At 49.5% G+C, this 20,966-nt stretch carries 14 protein-coding genes and 1 pseudogene; 9 read left to right on the plus strand and 6 right to left on the minus strand.

Annotation, left to right across the window (positions count from 1 at the left end):
- Positions 1 to 89 precede the first annotated feature (89 nt).
- Positions 90 to 1,814, minus strand: a complete 1,725-nt coding sequence (locus tag MKY59_RS12640; protein ID WP_339277886.1) for a cellulase family glycosylhydrolase — start codon at positions 1,812 to 1,814, stop codon at positions 90 to 92.
- 363 nt (positions 1,815 to 2,177) lie between these two features.
- Between MKY59_RS12640 and MKY59_RS12645 the strand changes: the two genes are divergently transcribed.
- The 7 genes and pseudogenes from MKY59_RS12645 to MKY59_RS12675 all read left to right on the plus strand — a co-directional run bounded on the left by MKY59_RS12645 (position 2,178) and on the right by MKY59_RS12675 (position 13,466).
- On the plus strand, positions 2,178 to 3,617 hold the full coding sequence (locus tag MKY59_RS12645; protein ID WP_339277887.1) for a 6-phospho-beta-glucosidase: 1,440 nt from the start codon (positions 2,178 to 2,180) through the stop codon (positions 3,615 to 3,617).
- Positions 3,618 to 4,001: 384 nt separating this feature from the next.
- Positions 4,002 to 4,832 (plus strand): PRD domain-containing protein, encoded by an 831-nt coding sequence (locus MKY59_RS12650; protein ID WP_339277888.1) that lies wholly within the window; start codon positions 4,002 to 4,004, stop codon positions 4,830 to 4,832.
- A gap of 212 nt (positions 4,833 to 5,044) precedes the next feature.
- Positions 5,045 to 6,931, plus strand: a complete 1,887-nt coding sequence (locus tag MKY59_RS12655; protein WP_339277889.1) for a beta-glucoside-specific PTS transporter subunit IIABC — start codon at positions 5,045 to 5,047, stop codon at positions 6,929 to 6,931.
- A gap of 198 nt (positions 6,932 to 7,129) precedes the next feature.
- Positions 7,130 to 8,218 (plus strand): annotated as a pseudogene (gene tnpB, locus MKY59_RS12660) (IS200/IS605 family element RNA-guided endonuclease TnpB).
- Between the two features lie 208 nt (positions 8,219 to 8,426).
- On the plus strand, positions 8,427 to 9,053 hold the full coding sequence (locus MKY59_RS12665) for an SMI1/KNR4 family protein (protein WP_236416763.1): 627 nt from the start codon (positions 8,427 to 8,429) through the stop codon (positions 9,051 to 9,053).
- Between the two features lie 446 nt (positions 9,054 to 9,499).
- Entirely contained in the window at positions 9,500 to 10,957 is a 1,458-nt protein-coding gene (gene abc-f, locus MKY59_RS12670; RefSeq protein WP_339277890.1) for an ABC-F type ribosomal protection protein, read from the plus strand.
- 238 nt (positions 10,958 to 11,195) lie between these two features.
- Complete coding sequence (locus MKY59_RS12675; protein WP_339277891.1) at positions 11,196 to 13,466, plus strand: AraC family transcriptional regulator; 2,271 nt, start codon at positions 11,196 to 11,198, stop codon at positions 13,464 to 13,466.
- A gap of 104 nt (positions 13,467 to 13,570) precedes the next feature.
- Here MKY59_RS12675 and MKY59_RS12680 read toward each other — a convergent pair whose 3' ends face one another.
- From MKY59_RS12680 to MKY59_RS12690, 3 genes are read right to left on the minus strand one after another with little or no spacing between them, the layout of a single operon-like run.
- The gene (locus MKY59_RS12680) at positions 13,571 to 15,079 is read right to left on the minus strand and encodes an extracellular solute-binding protein (protein ID WP_339277892.1); all 1,509 of its coding nucleotides are present in this window, start codon (positions 15,077 to 15,079) and stop codon (positions 13,571 to 13,573) included.
- A gap of 54 nt (positions 15,080 to 15,133) precedes the next feature.
- Positions 15,134 to 16,015, minus strand: coding sequence for a carbohydrate ABC transporter permease (locus MKY59_RS12685; protein WP_339277893.1), 882 nt, complete (start codon positions 16,013 to 16,015; stop codon positions 15,134 to 15,136).
- A 19-nt stretch (positions 16,016 to 16,034) separates the two neighbouring features.
- The gene (locus tag MKY59_RS12690) at positions 16,035 to 16,958 is read right to left on the minus strand and encodes a sugar ABC transporter permease (RefSeq protein WP_339278380.1); all 924 of its coding nucleotides are present in this window, start codon (positions 16,956 to 16,958) and stop codon (positions 16,035 to 16,037) included.
- 358 nt (positions 16,959 to 17,316) lie between these two features.
- Between MKY59_RS12690 and MKY59_RS12695 the strand changes: the two genes are divergently transcribed.
- Together MKY59_RS12695 and MKY59_RS12700 are read left to right on the plus strand one after the other, a co-directional pair.
- Entirely contained in the window at positions 17,317 to 17,613 is a 297-nt protein-coding gene (locus MKY59_RS12695) for a hypothetical protein (RefSeq protein ID WP_339277894.1), read from the plus strand.
- Positions 17,614 to 17,811: 198 nt separating this feature from the next.
- Complete coding sequence (locus MKY59_RS12700; RefSeq protein ID WP_339277895.1) at positions 17,812 to 18,681, plus strand: DUF4085 family protein; 870 nt, start codon at positions 17,812 to 17,814, stop codon at positions 18,679 to 18,681.
- Positions 18,682 to 18,756: 75 nt separating this feature from the next.
- Here the strand turns inward: MKY59_RS12700 and MKY59_RS12705 are convergent, their stop codons facing one another.
- Together MKY59_RS12705 and MKY59_RS12710 are read right to left on the minus strand one after the other, a co-directional pair.
- On the minus strand, positions 18,757 to 20,274 hold the full coding sequence (locus MKY59_RS12705; RefSeq protein WP_339278381.1) for an ATP-binding protein: 1,518 nt from the start codon (positions 20,272 to 20,274) through the stop codon (positions 18,757 to 18,759).
- A gap of 4 nt (positions 20,275 to 20,278) precedes the next feature.
- On the minus strand, positions 20,279 to 20,962 hold the full coding sequence (locus tag MKY59_RS12710) for a response regulator transcription factor (protein ID WP_339277896.1): 684 nt from the start codon (positions 20,960 to 20,962) through the stop codon (positions 20,279 to 20,281).
- Positions 20,963 to 20,966 lie beyond the last annotated feature (4 nt).

The raw sequence follows: 20,966 nt of genomic DNA on the forward strand, positions 1-20,966 counted from the left end.
CCGCCAAAAAAAACGCTCCCACGGAACATAAGCTCCGAAGGAACGCTTTTGGCAAAAATATGCTGGGCAGCATCTCTGCTTTGGTTGAATCAGGCGGGTTCGCCGACAATGCTTGAGCCTTTTTTCGTTATTTTGTACGATACCACGTCCCCGTTCCAGAAATGGAACTTCAGAATGATTTCGCCATCGTTGGTTTCCTTGAAAAACGCCGGCTTCAGCTCAATGACCTGACGATCATAATCCGGGCTGAATGTGTAAGCGAACTCCTTGAAGGAGGTCCAGTTTTGCGGTCCGGCGATCTCTCCGTTGGTATAATTCGCTTCCATGGTAGCCAATTGGTTGCCGTTAAAGGCCACCGGAATGGCGAACGATTCCGTCGTACCCGAGGCTTTGCTCAATACAGGCGTGGTGCTCGAAATGATATGGAACGTCCAGTCGGCTCCGTTGTTGAATTTGGCCGTAAGCTTGGCATTAACACCAAGCTCGCCGGAGGACGCAAGCTGTTTCAGGAGGTCGGCCTTGAGCGTCAGCGTGTCGCCTTTTAGGGTATAATGCTTCACTTTGATCAGTGACGTGCTGCCGTTCGTGAGCGAACGAAGTTTGTTGCCGTTCAGGTTCAGCTTAATGGTTCTGTCTTGCACGGCTTCGCCTGCGTTCAGGTAAATCAGATCGGTCTCCGCTGTGGCGGAGCGGCCTTCCCAGCCAGCTTTCATGACATTGTACAGCTCCGGGTCTGACCAGGTATAATCCGTACGGCTAAAGTGCTGTCCATTGTCCCACAGCATGGTCGTCATTTGTTTTTGATGCAGGTAATGGGCGATGAATTCGAAAAATTTGAGCTTCTCGCCTTGTTCGATGACGCCCGTATGCTGGTCGAAACCGAGCAGGCCGTATTCGCCGACGATGACGGGAATGCCTTTGGCCGTGAAAGCATTGTACACACGATCAAATGTATCCGTGATATCTTTTTGTACTTCTTCATTAAACGTCGTGTAACCGGCAATGTTCACGCTGAATGGCCAGAAACCGTAATAATGCACCGTTGCAATGATATGGGGATCATTCAATTTGGAGATCGTTTGGTTCAGCGCATCCAGATCGGCCTGGTCGGAGGACGTATGAAGCGTAGGCAGCACCAATGGACGATTGGCGTTGTTGGCACCGGAAGATCTGACGATCTTATGGAACGAAGTATTCAGCTCGTCGAGCATTCGGTAGGCTACCGCCTCATTGGTTGTCCCACCTTCGGTGAAACGTGGTTCGTTGATGCTTTCGAACATCAGCTTGTTGGACGAATGCTTGAATTTTTCGGCGATTTGCGTCCATACGGCATTGTAACGGGCCAGTACGTTGTCGTGGTCTTTTTCCATGTAACTGACCCATCTCCATGAATCATGGTGAACATTGAGCATGACATAGAGATTAGCATCCAACGCCCAATCCACAACTTCTTGTACGCGATTCATGTAAGCGGAATCAATTTTGTAGTCAGGTGCTTCGCCGATATGTGCTTCCCAGGTCACCGGAATGCGAATGCTTTTGTAGCCCTGTGCGGCGATGTTCTGAATCAATTCTTTGGTGATGCGGGGATTGCCCCAAGCCGTCTCATCTTCGCCGACCGCGTCAAGGGAGTTTCCGAGATTCCAGCCCGGTTCCATATCACTGACGTAAGCCTGAATTTTGCTCGGAGCTGCAGTTTCATTGGCACTGCTGTTTTCGGCGGCATCCGCCGAAGCGACGGCAGAAGAGAGAAGGGAAAGGATCATCGCCGTGACCAGGGTGAAGTTCAAAAGTTTGGTTCGTTTTCTTTTCATTCAATTCTGTCTCCTTTGTGGTATATGTATTCGAATGACTGAAAGCGTTTTCGTAATATAACGTAACATAATATGGAAGGGGAAAACACCTTTAAAATTAGTTATGATTTCATATAAAAATTAGTGGTTTTTGACATGGGTATTACACGTCCCGCCAATCATTGAATTGACAAGAGCCCTAAATCTTGGTACAGTTTTATGCAACCGCATAATGCATTCTGGGAATGTTACCGATATGGGCATAACCTGAGCTGGCTTGTTTACATGACATGTGTAGACACGCTGGTTCGGGTTTTTTTGTTGCCTGGAATCGGAAAGGCGTGGTTGGACATACTTCACGAAGAATCGAAAGGAGAACTGGGCATGAGCAATTTCAAATTTCCCGAAAACTTTCTGTGGGGAGGAGCTCTCGCAGCCAATCAAGCGGAAGGAGCATATCTGGAAGACGGCAAAGGACTAAGCATTGTGGACCTGCTGCCTTCCGGGGAGAATCGCAGAAGCATCATGAAGGGCAATGTGCCTGGATTTACGCCGCAGGAAGGAGAGTTCTACCCTTCGCACGCAGCCATCGACTTTTACCATCGTTATCCGGAGGATATCGCTCTATTCGCGGAAATGGGATTCAAAGCGCTTCGTGTTTCCATTGCGTGGGCGCGCATTTTCCCAAGCGGGGAAGACGCGGCAGCGAACGAGGCCGGACTGCAGTTTTACGACAACCTGTTCGACGAAATGCTGAAGCACGGCATCGAACCCGTCGTGACGCTGGCTCATTTCGACGTGCCGGTTAACCTGATCGAAAAGTACGGCAGCTGGAGAAACCGCAAGCTGGTTCACCTGTTCGAAACGTATGCTAAAACCGTATTTACCCGTTACAAGGACAAGGTTAAATACTGGATGACCTTCAACGAAATCAACATGCTGCTGCATTTGCCGTTTCTGGGGGCAGGCCTGGCCTTTAAGGAAGGCGATAACGTCAAAGAAATCCAATACCAGGCGGCTCATCATCAGCTGGTCGCAAGTGCGTTGGCCGTCAAAGCATGTCATGAAATCATTCCGGGCGCCATGATTGGCTGCATGCTGGCAGCGGGCAGCTTCTATCCGTATACATGCAATCCGGAAGACGTGTTCCAGGGCATGGAGAAAGACCGGGAGTCCTACTTCTTCATCGACGTGCAGTCGCGCGGTGAATACCCGGGTTATGCCAAACGTTTCTTTAAAGATCACGGCTTAAACATCGTCATGGAAGCAGGCGATGCCGACATTTTGAAAAACCATACCGTGGATTACATCGGATTCAGCTATTATTCCAGCCGTACGACAAGCACCGATCCCGAAGTGGTCAAAAACATGACCAGCGGCAACGTATTCGGTTCCGTCGCGAACCCGTACCTGCAAAAATCCGATTGGGGCTGGACCATCGATCCGAAAGGTTTCCGGATCACGGCCAACCAGCTGCATGACCGTTACCAGAAACCACTGTTTGTCGTCGAAAACGGTCTTGGGGCCAATGACGTCGTGGCGGCCGATGGCGAAATTCACGACGATTATCGCATTGATTACCTGAAGCGGCACATTGCCGAGATGGGCGAAGCGATTCAGGACGGCGTCGATATTATCGGTTATACGAGCTGGGGACCGATCGATATCGTCAGCGCCTCTTCCGGCGAGATGAAGAAACGCTACGGTTACATCTACGTGGATCGCGACAACGCCGGTAATGGGGATTTGAAGCGGATCAAGAAGAAAAGCTTCCATTGGTACAAAAAAGTGATCGCATCCGGAGGAACGGATCTGGAGGCATAGGCGATCGCCGGTTCAATTTGGAAGGTTCGTCGTACCTGGCGAATCTTCTGGGTTTCGGACTTCCGGTGAAAGCGTTGACATCCTTGCGAGTTCGCGCTATACTTGACGCAATTATATCGTTATGGGATTGTTACTACACAAGTGTAGGCAAAACCTAAGCATCCAAAAGCAGACGTCGGAGGCTTTTTCAGGCATTTCGGCCGATCTTGGTCTCATGGGTTTGTTTTCCCGTGCAGCGAGTTCGCCGCGCCGTATGAAAGGTTACGACTTGCCGCGAATGACGTTCGCCTGAACGTTTTTTCCTTTGCGATGCTTGAGGTTTTTTTTGCGTGCCCGGGTAACGATGGTTTGCAGTTACGAGTGGATCGTGAATGGGGGATGGAAGTGAAAATAGCCAAGGTCATCAACAACAATGTAATCAGCATCTATCAGGCAGACGGGGCTGAGCTTGTCGTTATGGGGCGCGGAATTGCCTTCAAGAAAAAGCCGGGAGACAGAGTAGACGAGACCCGCATTCAGAAGGTGTTTGCCCTGAAGAACAAGCAGACCTCCGACAATTTCAAAATGCTGCTGCGCGAGGTTCCGATCGAGCTGGTCGAAATCGTCGAAGAGGTCATCACGCACGCGAGAGATAACATGGGCAGAAACCTGAATGAAAACATCTATGTATCCTTGACGGACCACATCAATTTTGCGATAGAACGATACCGCGAAGGCGTCGAGATCAAAAATGCGATGCTGTGGGAAATCAAACAGCTGTACAAGTCCGAATTCGCGCTTGGACTGCGCACGCTGGAACAGATCAAGTCCCGGCTCGGGTATGAGCTTCCGCAGGACGAAGCGGCCTTTATCGCGCTGCATATCGTGAATGCCGAAATGAATGAAGAAGTCGTGACCACGATGAACATGACCAAATTCATTCAGCAAATTATCAATATTGCGAAATACCATTTCAAGATGGAGTTCGATGAGGAATCGCTCAGTTATTACCGCTTCATTACCCACTTGAAATTTTTCTCGCAGCGTGTGCTGAACGGAACGCATTACGACAATAACTACGACCACTTCTACGACATGATCAAGGAGAAGCATCGGGAAGCGGCGGCATGCACGGAAAAGATCGAAATGTTCGTCAAAAAGGAATATGACCACGAGCTGACGAACGAGGAAAAGCTGTATCTGACCGTGCACATTGAACGAGTGGTTAATCGTTAATAAATAATTGTTGACAGAAATGGTTAAATAATTATATTATGTGATTAACAGGAATTAAATACGATTGAACTGGGATTGTTACTGGTTATGCAGGCAAAACCTAAGCCATGAGAAGGTGTATGCTCGTTTGGGCACCTTTCTTCAAGGCTTAGGTTTTTTGCGTGCAAAAAAATCGAAATACGCCTGTCGCAGAAAACATGGGGGTGCAGAGGATGAGTCATGAAAAGCTGGCCAAAGAAATCGTACAGCTGGTCGGTGGGGAGAAAAACGTCGTTTCCCTGGTGCATTGCGCAACGCGTTTGCGGTTTGTACTGAAGGACGACGCCAAAGCCGACAAAGCAACATTGGAAAAAACGGAAGGCATCATTGCCGTGAAAGAAAACGGAGGACAATTTCAAGTCGTCATCGGCAACACGGTGCCTGAGGTGTATAGTGCCATCGGCAAAGTCAGCAACATTCTGGACGATGGCGATTCCAAAGAAAAAAAGGGCAAGTCCATTAAAGGCCTTGGTGGCATTATCGACGTCATTTCGAGCATCTTTGCTCCACTGCTCGGCGTTATGGCCGGAGCCGGGATTTTAAAAGGGCTGCTGCTGATTGCCACCAACGCCGGCTGGCTCGCAACGACGGATACAAGCTACATCATTCTGTACGCGGCTGCGGATAGCCTGTTTTATTTCCTGCCGCTGCTGTTAGCGGTTACAACTTCGCGTAAGTTCCAGGGCAACACCTTTGTCGCGTTGACGATCGCAGGCGCACTGATCTATCCGACCATCATTACGTTAAAAAATGAAGGCACGCCAACCGACTTTTTCGGCATTCCGGTGGTCCTGATGAGTTATTCATCCACGGTCATTCCGATCATCATTTCGGTTATCGTGATGAGTTTCCTGGAGAGATGGCTGAACAAAGTCATTCATCAAAGCGTCAAAAACTTCATTACGCCATTGCTGCTGTTAGTGATTATGGTTCCGCTGACGCTGATTGCGTTCGGACCGTTCGGCGTATACGTCGGTAATGCCATTGCATCTGCGCTGGTAGCCGCATTTGGTTTCAGTCCGCTGCTGGCTGGAGCGGTCATGGGTGCGGGCTGGCAGCTGTTCGTCATCTTCGGCGTGCACTGGGGCTTGGTGCCGATCTTCATCAACAACGTTGCGGTTCACGGCCGCGACGGCATCAAACCTGCCGCAACGGCATCCGTATTCGCCCAAACGGGCGCGGCTTTTGGAGTCATGCTTAGAACGAAAAACAAAAAGCTGAGAACCCTGGCCGGGTCCTCTACGCTCACGGCTCTGTTCGGCATCACCGAACCGGCCATCTACGGGGTAACGCTGCCCCTGAAACGGCCATTCATCGCAGGTATTATCGGCGGAGCGATCGGGGGAGCGATCATCGGCCAAGCGGGAACCCAAGCGTTTGCATCCGGTGCGCCGGGACTGCTCACGCTGCCGATCTTCTACGGTCCAGGTGGACAAGGCTTCCCGGGCCTGATTATCGGGATCGTCGTTTCCTTTATCGTTTCGGCCGTATTGACGTATATTATGGGCTTCAAAGATCCGGTGGAGGAAGAAGCGGCCAAAGGCGAAACAGCCAATAAATCCGCATCATCCGCACAAGCATCGACATTGACTGCTGCGGCAGACCAACTGGTGCTTAGCCCGATCCAAGGTACGATCGTGGATCTCGCAGAAGTTCCGGACCCGGCATTTTCGTCCGGTGCGATGGGGCAGGGCGTTGCCATCGAGCCAAGCGTAGGCAGAGTGGTTGCTCCGTTCGACGGAACGGTAACTGTAGCCTTTAAGAAGAAACACGCATTGGCGGTCGTATCCGACAGCGGGGCTGAAATCCTGGTGCATGTCGGCGTGGACACCGTCAAGCTGGACGGACAGCATTTTGTGTCCCATATCAAGGAAGGAGACCGTGTAAAGGCAGGAGACCTGCTGCTCGAGTTCGACATCGCACAGATCAAGGCTGCCGGATACCATACGGTTACGCCGATTATCGTCACGAATTCTGCAAACTATGAACAAGTATTGCCTGCAAGCACGGGAGAGGTTCAGACGCAGGAGCCGCTCTTGAGCCTTCACGCTTCGAAATAGTTAGCATCTCAAATGTACAGCCATTTCCTAACTCGACAAACTTCGGTTTGTTCGGTAGGGAATGGCTTTCTTTATCGTTGAAGGCGAGAAGACTCCCTCCTCAAAAGCGTCAGCTTTAGGTGGGGGATGATAGCCATCTTTTGTATTCGGAACCGAACATATGTGCTATAATAATTGCAAGGAACGGAGGTGTATGGCATGCTCTTCCATAAAGCATACAAGTATCGGATCTACCCCGATCGTAAACAGCAGCAGTGGATCCATCAGATGTTTGGATGTTGCCGTTTTGTGTTCAACTATTTTCTGGGACAATGGAAGGATACGTTGGCTGCTACGGGCAAGGGCTTGTCGTACCATGCTTGTGCCACTCAGCTTCCAGATCTAAAGCAAGAACATCCTTGGTTGAAAAAAACGGATAGTATTGCTCTACAATCGGCTGTTCGGCATGTAGCCGATAGCTTTGATCGTTTTTTCAAGAAGCAGACGCAGACTCCGCTTTTCAAAAACCGTAAACATCCGGTGCAAAGCTACACTACCCGATATACGAATGGAAATATCGCTGTGAATGGGAGGAAGCTGAAGCTCCCCAAGCTGGGTGGCTGCGGTTTGCAAACTCCCGCCCCTGTGAAGGACGCATTCTCTCGGCGACGGTACGGCGAAATGCCGCGGGGAAGTATTTTGTTTCGCTCGTCTGTAAAGTGGAGATGGAGCCCTTACCGCATAACGAGAAGTCGGTAGGGATCGATCTGGGACTTAAAACGTTTGCGGTATCCTCCGAGGGTATGCGGGATACTCATCCGAAAGCCTGGAGCCGATATGAAAAGAAGTTGGCAAGCTGGCAGCGGAGGCTGGCCCGGCGTACGAAAGACGGTTCCAATGGGCAAAAAGCCAAACGGAAGATCGCCCTGATCCACGAGAGAATGGTGAATATCCGCCATGACTTTTTGCACAAGCTGTCCACCAAGCTGATTCGTGAAAACCAAACGATCAGTACCCTAGGACTTAAAGGTGTCTAACATGCTCAAGAATCACAAGCTGGCCAAATCGATTGCCGATGCGTCCTGGAGTGAGTTCAGAAGGCAGCTCACGTATAAAGCGGAATGGTACGGGCGCACCCTCAAGATTGCGATTACGTTTGCTCCGACAAGTCAAACCTGCCATGTATGCGGAGTGCTACACCGAGAAGTGAAAGATCTTGCGGTACGGCAATGGGTGTGTCCATCCTGCCAGACCCTCCATGATCGGGATGTCAATGCAGCCCGAAACATTAAGGATGTTGCCATGTAGATCGTCATATCGCCCGAGAACTGTGGGGACCACAGGGATCGCTTGGTCCACTTCGAACCAAGAGGTTCGATTACCCAAGAATCCCCCACTTCAAGCGAAGGCTAAGTGGTGGGAGTGTTCAATTGGAAAACATGATATCATTCAGAAGACCGCTTCAAGGTTGAATCATCTGGCAACTGGACTATTTTACATAAAGGGAGCCATTCTAATGAAGGAATACTTACAAAACATCGAACAGTGGTTAAGTGCGAATGCAGACAAGATTATTGAAAGTTCGTTGCAACCTCCGGCAAGCGAGCTTCAACTGTTAGAATTGGAAGCTGAACTAGGGAAAGCTTTGCCGAACGACTTTAAGCAGCTTTATTTGTGGAAGAATGGATTAACGGACGATGAAAATCTAGGCAGCTTATTTTATGGAATGGACTTTTATCCATTAGATCGGGTTAGGCAAGAATTTGACAGAAGAAGGGAATCTGACGGGAACTCCAATTTTGAACTGTTGACCGTCGACAAGGAGATTGATCCTTCCAACATGTATAATTCCGATTGGCTGCAGCTGGGCTTTGACGGATCGCACACCGGGTTGTTTCTGGATTTAGCACCCTCGATAGATGGACAATATGGACAGGTTATATTCATTGATGATGAATACCGCGTGGGGATTCTGGTAGCATCTACGATTAGAGAACTGGTAGCCCACTTCTCAAATGACCTCGTGAATGGACTATATCGCTTGGATGACGACGCATTGGATGAAGAGAATCATTACTTGGTGCCCGATGGGAAAATCAGCCTTGTGAACTGGAAAAATAGCGAAAGATGGGCTCGTTCATGAACGGCTTTTGACTTTTTTTCGTTGGAAAAATATAATATAGTTATTATTTCAATTGACATACGGAAGGAGCATAGACCGAAAATGACACATGCGATGAGACTGCGTTTCCTGACTTTGACCCGCTAATTAAATATGGTCAAGGCTCTGTTCGTTTGATCGGATCAGAGTAAACGGAATCAGTCTGTCCTTTTTTTCGGAAATGCTCATTTTAAATATAAGGGATAACGATGTCTTATTCCCGTTTACGTTGAATCGCAGGCGATGGTTTGCGATTTTTTGCGTTTTTTATCCATGCAGCGTTAAAAGCTCAAAACAAATCCAAGGACAGGAGGCACGTAAATGTTCAAAATGATGTTGTTGTTCTATTGATACGGGTCGGCACGAATCGGCTCGTATCGATACAGCGCTATCGATACGAAATATCAAACATTTCGGAGGTAGCGAAGATGGAAAAAATGTGTTTTGAAGTGGAACAAGTGGAGATCTCCTTTCAGGATAGAGTGTTACTGAATATTGAACGCTTGGCCGTGCATCAGTTTGACCGGATCGGGATCGTGGGGAGAAATGGCCAAGGCAAGAGCACGCTGCTTAAATTGCTTGCAGGACGGCTCATGCCAACAGCGGGCAGGGTAAAGCGTTATGTGGACTTTGGATACTTGGAGCAGATGGCCGCACCTGAAGATAAAAGTGAGATGGAGATTGATGCCAAATTGCTTTCGAGGCTGGCGATCCCGTCCCATTCTGGTTTAAGCGGCGGCGAAGAAACGCGGTTGAAGTTGGGGAATTTGCTGGCGCATTACCATGAGGCTTTACTGATCGATGAGCCCACCACGCATCTGGATCGTGACGGCATTGCTTTTATGATGGATGAGCTGCGGTTCTACTATGGTGCATTGATTCTCGTCAGCCATGATCGCGCGGTGCTCGATGAGCTCGTAACAACGATCTGGGAGGTCGAAGACGGCCAAGTGCATGTGTACACCGGAAACTATAGCGACTATAAAGCCCGTAAACAGCTGGAACATGAACAGCAAAATCAGGCATACGACCAATACGTGAAGGAAAAGAGGCGGCTCGAACGCGCTGCGCAGGACAAAATGGAGAAGGCAGCAAAAGTGACCCAGCCAGGCCGCACTTCGAAACGGGAAGCCAAGGCCAAGGCCAATCGCATGTTTGAGACGAAGTCAAAAGGAACAAGCCAAAAAGCGGTTCATCGCGCGGCCAAAGCCATCGAGCAGCGAATGGATCGGCTGCAGGAGGTTCACAAAGTTCAGGATCGCCAGCCCCTTGTCTTTCGTCAATCCGCTGCGCTGAAGCTGCATAACCGTTTTCCGATCATGGCAGATCGTTTGACCCTTTCGGTGGAGGGTAAAATGCTGCTACACAATGCAAGCTTCCAGATTCCTTTGGGGAGCAAAGTAGCCATTACGGGCGCAAACGGCAGCGGCAAGAGCACGCTGCTTAACCATATCGCCAAGGGAGGGCAAGGAATCATGTTGTCCCCCAAAGCCCGGATCGGGTATTTTCGGCAAATGAGTTATCGTTTTACGGCCGATGAAGGTATCCTGGCATTTTTGCACAAACGGACTACGGCCGAGGAAAAGCAAATCAGATCCGTGCTGCATGCGATGCGATTCAGTCATGCGGACCTGCAGCGCAGCGTGATGACCCTGAGCGGAGGTGAAGCGATCCGGCTTCAGCTGTGCCGGCTCTTTCTGGAGGAGTATAATATTTTACTGTTGGACGAACCGACGAATTTCCTGGATGTAGACGCCCTCGAGGCATTGGAGAACTTTGTGAAAGCTTATGAAGGAACGCTGATCTATGTAACGCACGATCAAGCGTTTGTACGCCATACCGCTGATATGGTTCTCCACATGGAGCAGGGCAGGTTAAGGCAGTAGGAACGAATAAGCTTCATCAATGCTTGTCAGACATGGAAGCCGCCAGCGTGAGTGCTGTCGGCTTTTTATGGCGATGTTCGCTGGAGGGTCCCTCCATCGTTCATGAAACATCGGTTGCGTCTGTCCGGAACCCGTATGTTTCTGTATGGAATCCGCAACGATTGGGATAAAATGGTTGACTCGATCCTGTGAATTAACTAATGTAGGGTTATCGCGGTTGGAACATAGAGGAGGCGCAATGAAGCTAAGGTCCCTTTCTTTCTTATGGAAACTGTTATTGTTCTCGATTGTAATAGGCACGCTGCCCGTGATTGTGCTGGGCGCTTTTTCATATTACAATTCTTCGCAAACCGTGCAAGAAAAGGTGAATGAGGGCAACAAACTGTTGTTGCGGCAAATGCAAACAGGCGTCGAGCAGATGCTCCGGACGGTGGATAACTCGGCAACGCAGTTTTTGCAATCCCCGGTGGTTAATCAGGTGTTTGCGAAGCCGATTACCAATCAGGATTTTGAAATGGTTCATGAATTATACAAAGGCATTGCCACGATTCAAACCTATGAGCTGGGCATCCGGGAAATTTATTTGTATAGTCTGGATCATCATTGGATGGTGACGAGCACCGGCGTGAATGAATATGCATCTCCGGGCTTTGGACCACAGCTCGAATCTTTCTCCCGTGAGCAGCCAGGCTCTTTTTGGAGTATGGTGCGATCCAATGATGCGGTGGATTCTGCGGGAGCCGTGTTTTTTGTAAAAAAGGTACCGTTTAATGCAGCAAATCCGAAAGGCATCATTGGCGTTGAACTGTCCCCGGACGTCATCCCAAGAAGAATGGCTGTTCAGAACGGTAATTTGGGAAACGCTTTCATATTGGATCAAAGCTTTCATCCGATCACGGTAGGAAATAGGGACATGGTACCCGTAAATGGCAGCGACGAATCCTATTTGCAGCAGCTTCAGGAAACGAAGTCGGCCGCAGGGCAGTATGTTTCCAAGCTGGAAGGCAAGGCGGTAACCGTCACTTATCGCAAATCGTCCTACAATGGCTGGATTTACGTGTCTGTTGCATCGAACGAACAGATCAATGAACAGAACCGGATTATCGGATGGATTACCTTGCTCGTCTGTTTGGCTATTTTGGCCATGACGTTGATTCTTGCCTGGTTTGGTTCCAGACGGATGTACCGTCCGATCCGTTCCATCCACGCAGCGCTGGCGGCCATTGGCACTGCGCGAGAGTGGGAGGAGCCTCTCGGGGAGCTGCAGGTGATCGGAGAACGCGTGAATGATTTAATACGCAACCAATCACATATGATGAACGAGCTTCAAGGGCAGCAGATACAGCTTAAAGAATTTTTCATGCATAAGCTGTTGGCTGGAGAGATTGGTCATGCAGACTTTGAAGAAAAATTGGGTTGGTACGGAATCGGCCAGGCGTGGCCGTGCATGAGTTTGCTCGCGATTCAGATCGATACGTTGCAGGATACCCGTTATGAAGAGGCAAATCGGGATTTGCTTATGTTTGCCATCAATAACATGGTTGGTGAACTGGTACCGCAGGCGAACCGATTGGAGCCGGTTGTTATAACGGACATGCAAGTCACTTTGCTGGGTTCAAGCAAAACAGGCCAAGAATTGAAGGAAGAACTGTTTATATTGGCGACGGGAATTCAAAGGACAGTCTCCAAGTATTTAGGGATTAAAGTGAGCATCGGAATAAGTCGACCGTTCGGTTCGTTTGCACGAACTCGGGAAGCATTGCATGAATCTGAGACGGCGCTTAAATTCAGCGTAGGACTTGGACAGGAATCGATTTTGTTCATTGAGGATGTGCAGCCGAAGACCCATGATGTGGGCATGTTCCCTCAAGACAAGGAACAAGCTTTATTTGATGCCATGCGGTCAGGCAACATCGTGCAGGCAGAGATCGAATTGAAACAATTCATTATGGAGCTTTTTCCGTCAAATACGTCATTCCAGGATTACCACTTGTCTTTGCTGCGTTTGTTGGTCGACATTCTCCGTTTCGGTCATGAACTGTCCATCTCGGCGGAAAGCACAACGGAAGACGAGTCTTCGCTGATCCAATCCTTGTTCAAGCTGCGCAATGTCAAAGAGATCGAGCACTGGTTCTGGTCATTGTTTGTTGAACCGTATACATGTGAGCTGGAGCGTCGTCGCGAAACGCAATTCAAACATATTTCAGAAGCCGTCATCGATATGATTCATCGTGAATATGACCATGATCTGACGCTGGAAAACTGTGCTGCCCGGATCAACTACCATCCTCATTACGTGAGCCGTGTGTTCCGTCAGGAGACAGGAATCAATTTTGGGGAATATTTGACGCAATATCGAATGGATATGGCCAAAAAGTGGTTAAAAGAGACCGATATGAAGATTTCGGAAATTGCAGAACGATTGCAGTACAACAACTCCGCCAACTTCATCCGTTCTTTTCGGAAAATTGTAGGGATGACACCTGGAAAGTTCAGGGGAGAGAGCTAGTGTGATCATCGTTGCCAGTAGAGTAGAAGAAAAAGCCCCATGGAATCGGCAATCTCCGATTGATGGGGCAGTTGCGTTTGTCTGGAATCTCGGTTTCCAATGATCTATTTGGTGGATTTGGCGTACTCCGCATTGATTTCTTCAATAATTTTGCTGCCGCCGCTTTGCAGCCACTGATCGACTGCTTTTGACCAATCGGCCTCGCTGGCCGTACCCATGATGAATTTGACGGTCGCGTCCTGAATGATTTTATTCAGTTCATTGCCGAGTTCGATGGCCGTATTCGAGATGAACGGTGCAGCAGGATTGGGTATGGCAAACGTAGCATTGTCCTTGAACAATTCCACGCTGCGCTTTTCCAGCTCGGTGCCGTAGTTTTCAACCTCGTTCTGCAAAATCATGAACTGGCTGCTGTCCGTCATTTCGGCCCGCAATTTCGGGTCCGGGTTCTGTACGTATTCCCCATTTTCAATCGTAAACTGTTTGCCTTCGATGCCGTAACGGAGCAGGTTTTGAATGTCTTTTTCAGACACGCTGTCGAAGTAGGCAAGAATTTGTTTGAGTTCTTCTTCCGTTTTCACGCTTGTTTTCGGGATCATATACATGCCCAAATAACCTGTTCCCGCTCGTGTAGCATCCCCATTTGGTCCGGCGATCCGGTTGATCAGCTGTATTTTAGCCTCGGGAGTCACTTTCTTGATATTGTCTTCAATGTTTTTGCCGTCAACCATGTTGTCGATCCATAGCCCGGCTTTGCCTTTATACATCACGGATCGCCCGTCTTGAACAAGCGCGAAATCCTGATTGATGAGTTTTTCATCATACAGTTTCTTATAGAACTTCAATGTTTCCAAATAGGCTTCGGTCATATGAGCGGGAATCAATTGGCCGTCTTTCAACTCCCATTCGTTGGGACCTCCGAGAAATACAAGCACATCCTTGAAGCCTGCGATATTGTTTCCCTGCATACCGACGGCAAGCCCGACTGTATCCTGGCGGCCGTTTAGATCCGGGTCCTCCGTGGCAAACGCTTTCAATACATCGTAAAGTTCATCTACGTTTGTCGGGGCATCCAATCCAAGGTGCTCAAGCCAATCTTGGCGAATCATTAACCCGAAGCGGGCGATATCCCGCTCACGGTAAAGGCCGTAAATTTTGTTGTCGATGGATGAATTGCTCAGTACGGTTTCGGACATCTTGCTCAAATTCGGGTAATCTTTCAAATAAGGTCCAAGCTCCCAGAACATGCCCGACCTGGCGGCATTCACGATAAAGGAGGCTTTGGGCTCCAAAGCTACGAAAGTTTTCGGAAGCTCGCCCGATGCCACGGTAGCGCTCAGTTTGTCCGTGTAGGACGAAGAGGGCACCCAAGATACGGTTAAATCGGTATTCGTTTTTTCCTCCAGTGTGGTGAGAATGGAACTGTTTGTGCTCATTTGCTCTGCACTATACGTAGGCAGCATCATCGTTAAGGCAAGTGGACCTGGGCTGCTTGAGCCCTGTTCTCCTTGGGTAGAAGCGGGTTCGTTTCCGCCGCAAGCGGTCACGGTCATAAGCATTGTTGCGATCAGAGCAGACGTAGCCAGCCGTGCTTTCCGATATCGTTTGTTCATCTTATTTCCCCCTACAACATAATGGTTGAATGAGCTGAATTCATTCGGGAGCGGTTAGCCTTTCACGGAGCCCAGCAAGACCCCTTTGGCAAAATGCTTTTGCAAAAACGGATACACCAGCAAAATCGGCAGCGTGGATACGACAATGACCGCCATCTTGATGGATTGTTCCGGCGGCGATACGTAATCCGACTCCATGGCCGCGGAATCCCCGATTCCGCCCGAAGCCAAAATGACGAACTGCCGCAACAAAACCTGTATGGGCCATTTGGCATTATCGTTGATATAGAGTACGGCGCTGAAATACGTGTTCCAGTGACCTACGGCGTAGAACAACGAGAAGGTCGCAATGGCAGGCATGGAAAGCGGGATCACGATCCGAAAGAACACGCCGAGATCGTTACATCCATCGATTTTGGCCGATTCCTCCAGGCTTTCGGGGAGCTGCTGGAAAAAGTTGCGGATAATGATCAGGTTAAATGCACTGATTGCTCCCGGAATGAGCAAAGACCAATACGTATCGATCATGCCCAGTTGTTTAACTACGAGGAATGTGGGAATCATGCCGCCGCTGAACAGCATCGTGAATACGACCAGCACCAGAATCGGTTTGCGAAAATCCATGTCTTTGCGCGCCAACGGATAGGCCATCAAGCAGGTAAAGAAGATGTTAATCAACGTGCCGAATGCCGTAATGTAAATGGTCACGAACAGGCTTTTGACAAGGGTAGGGGTAGAGAAGATGTACCTGTATGCATCCAGTGTAAACTCTGTTGGGAACAAAATGAAGCCGCGAAGCAGCAATTCCTTCTGTGTGGCGAAAGAACCGGCAACCACGTAAATGAAAGGAAGCACGGTTAACAAAGCAAATGCGGCCAATAACGCGATATTCAAACTGTCAAAAATGCGGCTTCCCAAGCTGGGTTTGATCATCATTCTTTCCATGCTCCTTTCCTTAGTAAATGCCTTCTTCACCGAATTTTTTGACCATATGGTTGGCGGTCACGACCAAAATCAGTCCAATCAGCGACTTGAATAGCCCAACGGCTGTGCTGAAGCTATACTGTCCCTGGCTAATTCCGACGGAATAAACATAGGTATCAAACACTTCGCCAACCTCGCGGTTCATGGCATTGAGCATGAGGAAAATTTGCTCGAACCCCGTATCCAGGAAATTACCCAAACGAAGAATAAGCAAAATGATGATGGTGCTGCGGATGGCCGGCAGCGTAATATGCCACAGCTGACGGAGCCGGTTAGCGCCATCCATGCGCGCGGCCTCATACAATTGGGGATCAACGCCCGATAATGCAGCCAGAAAAATAATCGTCCCCCATCCGGTCTCTTTCCATATCACTTCTGCGGTAACGATCGTGCGAAACCACTCATTGCTTGCCAGAAAATTGATTTTCTCCTGACCGAAATAGGCGAGAATATCATTCACGATTCCGCCTTCCGTGGTCAAAAAAATATATGCGATGCCGACAACGACCACCCAGGACATGAAATGGGGGATATATACCAAGGTCTGAACCGTTCGTTTGAATAGTTGGTGCCGCAGTTCGTTCAACATCAGCGCAATGATAATCGGCAGCGGAAAGAAAAATAGAATATTCAAAGCAGCAAGCACCAACGTGTTCCGAAACAGGACGATGAAGTTCGGATCGTTAAAAAAACGTTCGAAATGTTTGAAACCGGCAAACGGGCTATCCCAAAATCCGAGGAACGGCTGATAGTCTTTAAATGCGATGAGCACGCCATACATCGGCCAGTATTTGAACAGTAGGAAATACAAGAGGCCGGGAAAAAGCATGAAATACAGCCATCGGTTCTTCGCGATTCTTCCTAACCGGGTCGGTGCTCTGGATACCGGGACCATGAGCGTCGATTTTTTTGCGTGATGGATCATGTCATTTTCATCCCTTTCTGAGGCGGTGTCTTTGGGAGGAGCATAGCTGCATCATAGCGGGAGAGAACAATTGCCGTCGATAGTCCCTGATTGTCTAGTTGGCCGGGGAAGTGCGATGCAAAGGGATATTTCATGCTGTAGTCATTCGTTGCGCCAGCAGTCAATTGTTGCGCTATGGGGTCATAACCTCCATTTTTTCTGGGGAATGCATGTGGGCAGCGAACGATGCTTCCAATACCCTGTCTTTGCCAAAGACGCGGAATAATTTCTGCCCATACTGTTTAAAATAAAGACGTTTTTCCAGATTCCAACAGAGAGGAGAAGGATGATGAAAGACAAGTTCCTGCCGGAAGAAAGGCGGCCGTATACGGATGTCTCAACGGTGGAGTCCCAGCGAAACGACCTGACGTTTGAGGAATTCCCGGAAGGGCCGTACGGGTCTTCGCTCTTGTCCGAATCTTTGGGGAAAAGCTCGCCTTGGCGCGCCGATCAGCGTACGGCCCACCGGTTCGATTACGAGTATCACGAGCTGCATGAAGGTGAGGACCGGGATTATCCCGGACAGGATGTGTTTGACGAATCTGTTCCGGATGATATGCATAAACCGCAATATCCTGTGGAATAGCCCGGGGATATGGAAACATCTCCAGCATGCATGGACCATGCAAAGAGGCATATTTTATAAGCGCAAAAACCCATTTCCATGGATCTTCTGCTGGCGATGGGTTTTGTGTTGTTGGTGTACCATGTCTTATAATTTAAAAATGATGGACGTACCTTATCTTCCAAAGAAACCCAAAGATACATATGAAGGAGAGAATGAATGAAATATTTGACCAAGGAATGGTATGAGCTTTGTCAAAAGACCGGATTACACTTCGGTAAAAGAGTACACCGTGGGGCTGAGAAACGGGACGAAGCATTATATAAACGGCTTTACAAAAGAAAAGAGAATGAATTCATAAAAATGCAGCGTGAAATCTATGATGTGGATCCCCGCTTCATGCTCGAACAGGAAGGAACATTGATGATTCCCCTTGAAAAGTTCGTTACAGGTGAGGAGGTTTCTTCTGAGGAAATGAAGATTTACGAGATGACTCCCGAAGAAAGACAAAGAATACAGACATATATTGATGAGTATGATGCACGACCACCCTTTGATGAGGTGAACTCCAAACAGCAATTCAGTGACAATCATGAGTGGAGCTGCCGAGAAGAAATACGAAGGCTGCCCCCTGCGCTTTCCAGTCAAATCGCAGATGAACGGGTATTCGCATTGGGCTACTGTACAAAGGAAGTTATGCGGCAGCTAAAGTTATTGAGCAAAGAGAACGAAAAGAAAATGATGCGTACCCTGGATGAATATCGGAAAGTAAGGCAAAATGAACAAATTCCTGAAGATATCCAACGTAAATTCAGTTTTCACGATTGCAGAGTGATCCGCGTAGATTCTGGCGAAGCCGTGGTTATTCGACTTGATACAGAGGGAGGATTTACAAACCTCAATCACATTACGTTTGTTGGGGCTGAAATTATAAAGCAGGATGAAATTGTAGGAAGCTGCTGGCTCTATGAGGAGCTTTATCGTATAGACCATGGGTATGAAGCGCACGTGCTTTTTGAGGATGGAAGTGAACTCATTATTCGTTGTAATGACATCATCATTGTACAGGACCCCGTCGGAACGGACTAACTTTTTACCCCATTTTAAAATTAAAATACGTTGTTGCTGAAGCCTGCCCAAAAGGACAGGCTTTTTCGTTTGGATCTACCTCATCAGCGGCAGCAGTACCTTGAACGCAGTCCCCGATCCCGGTTTACTGGTTACCATGATGCTGCCGCCGTGCATCTCGACGATCGAACCCGTGATGGCAAGCCCTAGCCCGGCACCGCCCTGTTTACGGGAGCGCGAAGAGCTGGTGCGGTAGAATCGTTCGAAAATATGGGGAAGATGCTCCTGATCAATCCCGATTCCGTTATCTGCGATGCTCAGCTCCGCATACCCTTCTACGGCATACAGGTTCAGGGCAATTCGACCGGACGTCGGGTCCGTATGCTGAACAGCATTCTGGAACAGGTTGAGCACCACTTGCTTCAGCTTGTGGGGATCGGCGGACACATGCAGGTCGGCGGTCAGATCAAAATGCACGGTGCGTTCGCCGGCCATGATCAGAAGCTGCGGCTCCATGTCCCGGAGCAGACCGTCAAGTCGGACATCGGCATGTTCAAGCCGGGGAGCCTGATCCAGTTTGGTGAGCATCAGCAGGTCTTCCACAAGTTTGTTAATGCGCACCGATTCGCCGTGCATGCTGTTCAGCGCGAGATGCAGCTGTTCTTCATTATTGGCTGCACCCCGCTGCAGCACTTCGATGAAACCGTGGATGGACGTGAGCGGCGTGCGCAGTTCGTGGGAAGCATCCGACAAAAAACGCTGCATGCGTTCTTTGGAAGCACGTTCGGCTTCAAATGAGCGTTCCAGCCGTTCCAGCATGCCATTGAACGACTGGGCAAGCTGATCAATTTCCCGCTGTCCCTGCACGGCAGGCACACGCTCGGCCAGACTGCCTGCATCGATGCGCTGCACCGTATCGACCATGTTGGACAGCGGAACCAGCGTTCTGCGCATCGCTTTGGCGTATAAAGCAAGACCGGCAACCAAAGCCAGCAGCGAAAGCGCGATAAAAATCATCAGCTGTTTCAGGATCAAATCCTTGAAAGGCTTCGTTTCGGTCCCCATTTGCACGAGCGGAAAGCCGTGGTTGCGTGGTCCCGGCGTGGAAAAGACGATCAGCTGTTCCTTGCCGGATGCATCTGTAACGATGCGGTAGGTGACGTGCTGTTGGTCGTTCAATTGATCCAGAATGGCGGAATAGTCCGATTCCTGCAGCCGTGGAGCGGCCAGCCCGTCCGAACCGAATACGTCCTGAAATTGGCCTGATCCTTCAATGATCGCGAGCGAGCGATCGGGAATGAACAGGAAACGGCCTCCATTGCCCCTGTCATCGGGACTGCCCTGGCCGGAAGGGAATGCTCGGAACGTCTCGTTCCGGGAAGATATGCCCAGCCAGACGGGGGGCATGGATCGCAGCTGCTGCTCCATCGTTTTGGCCTGGCTGCGGTAGAGGAAACTTTCCATGATCCAAAACTGAACAATGCCGATCAGGAGCAGCAGCACGGCCAGAATGATCAGGGAGCGGGCCAGAAGTTGGGAGCGAAGGGAGCGAAGACCGGACCATTGCCGCAGCCGATCCATCCACTTCAATTCATGGGTAAGCATACGCTTCATCATGTTATAAGTCCACCCGGTATCCGACGCCGCGCAGCGTGCGAATTAACCGATGTTCCTTATCGCCAAGCTTGTCCCGCAGCGAACGAATGTACACTTCGACGATATTTTCTTCCCCGCCAAAATCATATCCCCATACCCTGCTTAGTATGGTGGCTTTACTTAGTACAATGCCGTGGTTGTGCACGATGAATTTGAGCAGTTCGTATTCGGTTGGCGATAGCTCCAGGACTTGTCCCTGATAGGTAAACTCCTTCCGCAGATCATCGATGCGGAACGGGCCGTACGTGACGGCTCCCATTAAGAGCGGAAACTGGTTGCGAAGTCTGGCCTGAATTCGTGCGAGCAGCTCGTCGAAAGCAAACGGTTTGATCATGTAGTCATCGGCACCGAGCCATAACCCTCTGACCCGGTGTTCCACTTCATCCCTGGCAGTAAGCATAATGACCCCGACCGGATGCCCTGCGCTGCGCAGTCGTTCCACGACCTCAAAACCGTCCATTTCAGGCATCATTACATCAAGAATGACCATATGCGGCTGGAATTCGGATGCGACTTCAAGCGCCGTGGCGCCATCGGGAGCGGTGCGTACGTCGAAGCCTTCATTGCTCAAACCCAGCTCCAGAAATTGCAGGATATGCGGCTCATCGTCAGCCAGCAATATTTTCACAGCAGTATTCAGCTTCATTCGT

The sequence above is a fragment of the Paenibacillus sp. FSL W8-0426 genome (assembly GCF_037969725.1).
Classification (GTDB): domain Bacteria; phylum Bacillota; class Bacilli; order Paenibacillales; family Paenibacillaceae; genus Paenibacillus; species Paenibacillus hubeiensis.

Excerpts from the sequence above, each read along its gene's own strand:
- MKY59_RS12640 (WP_339277886.1), bottom strand. The coding sequence starts at position 1,814 with ATGAAAAGAAAACGAACCAAACTTTTGAACTTCACCCTGGTCACGGCG.
- MKY59_RS12675 (WP_339277891.1), top strand. The coding sequence starts at position 11,196 with ATGAAGCTAAGGTCCCTTTCTTTCTTATGGAAACTGTTATTGTTCTCG.
- MKY59_RS12710 (WP_339277896.1), bottom strand. The coding sequence starts at position 20,962 with ATGAAGCTGAATACTGCTGTGAAAATATTGCTGGCTGACGATGAGCCG.
- MKY59_RS12695 (WP_339277894.1), top strand. The coding sequence starts at position 17,317 with ATGAAAGACAAGTTCCTGCCGGAAGAAAGGCGGCCGTATACGGATGTC.
- MKY59_RS12665 (WP_236416763.1), top strand. The coding sequence starts at position 8,427 with ATGAAGGAATACTTACAAAACATCGAACAGTGGTTAAGTGCGAATGCA.
- MKY59_RS12700 (WP_339277895.1), top strand. The coding sequence starts at position 17,812 with ATGAAATATTTGACCAAGGAATGGTATGAGCTTTGTCAAAAGACCGGA.
- MKY59_RS12655 (WP_339277889.1), top strand. The coding sequence starts at position 5,045 with ATGAGTCATGAAAAGCTGGCCAAAGAAATCGTACAGCTGGTCGGTGGG.
- abc-f (WP_339277890.1), top strand. The coding sequence starts at position 9,500 with ATGGAAAAAATGTGTTTTGAAGTGGAACAAGTGGAGATCTCCTTTCAG.
- MKY59_RS12705 (WP_339278381.1), bottom strand. The coding sequence starts at position 20,274 with ATGAAGCGTATGCTTACCCATGAATTGAAGTGGATGGATCGGCTGCGG.
- MKY59_RS12685 (WP_339277893.1), bottom strand. The coding sequence starts at position 16,015 with ATGATGATCAAACCCAGCTTGGGAAGCCGCATTTTTGACAGTTTGAAT.
- MKY59_RS12645 (WP_339277887.1), top strand. The coding sequence starts at position 2,178 with ATGAGCAATTTCAAATTTCCCGAAAACTTTCTGTGGGGAGGAGCTCTC.
- MKY59_RS12680 (WP_339277892.1), bottom strand. The coding sequence starts at position 15,079 with ATGAACAAACGATATCGGAAAGCACGGCTGGCTACGTCTGCTCTGATC.
- MKY59_RS12690 (WP_339278380.1), bottom strand. The coding sequence starts at position 16,958 with ATGGTCCCGGTATCCAGAGCACCGACCCGGTTAGGAAGAATCGCGAAG.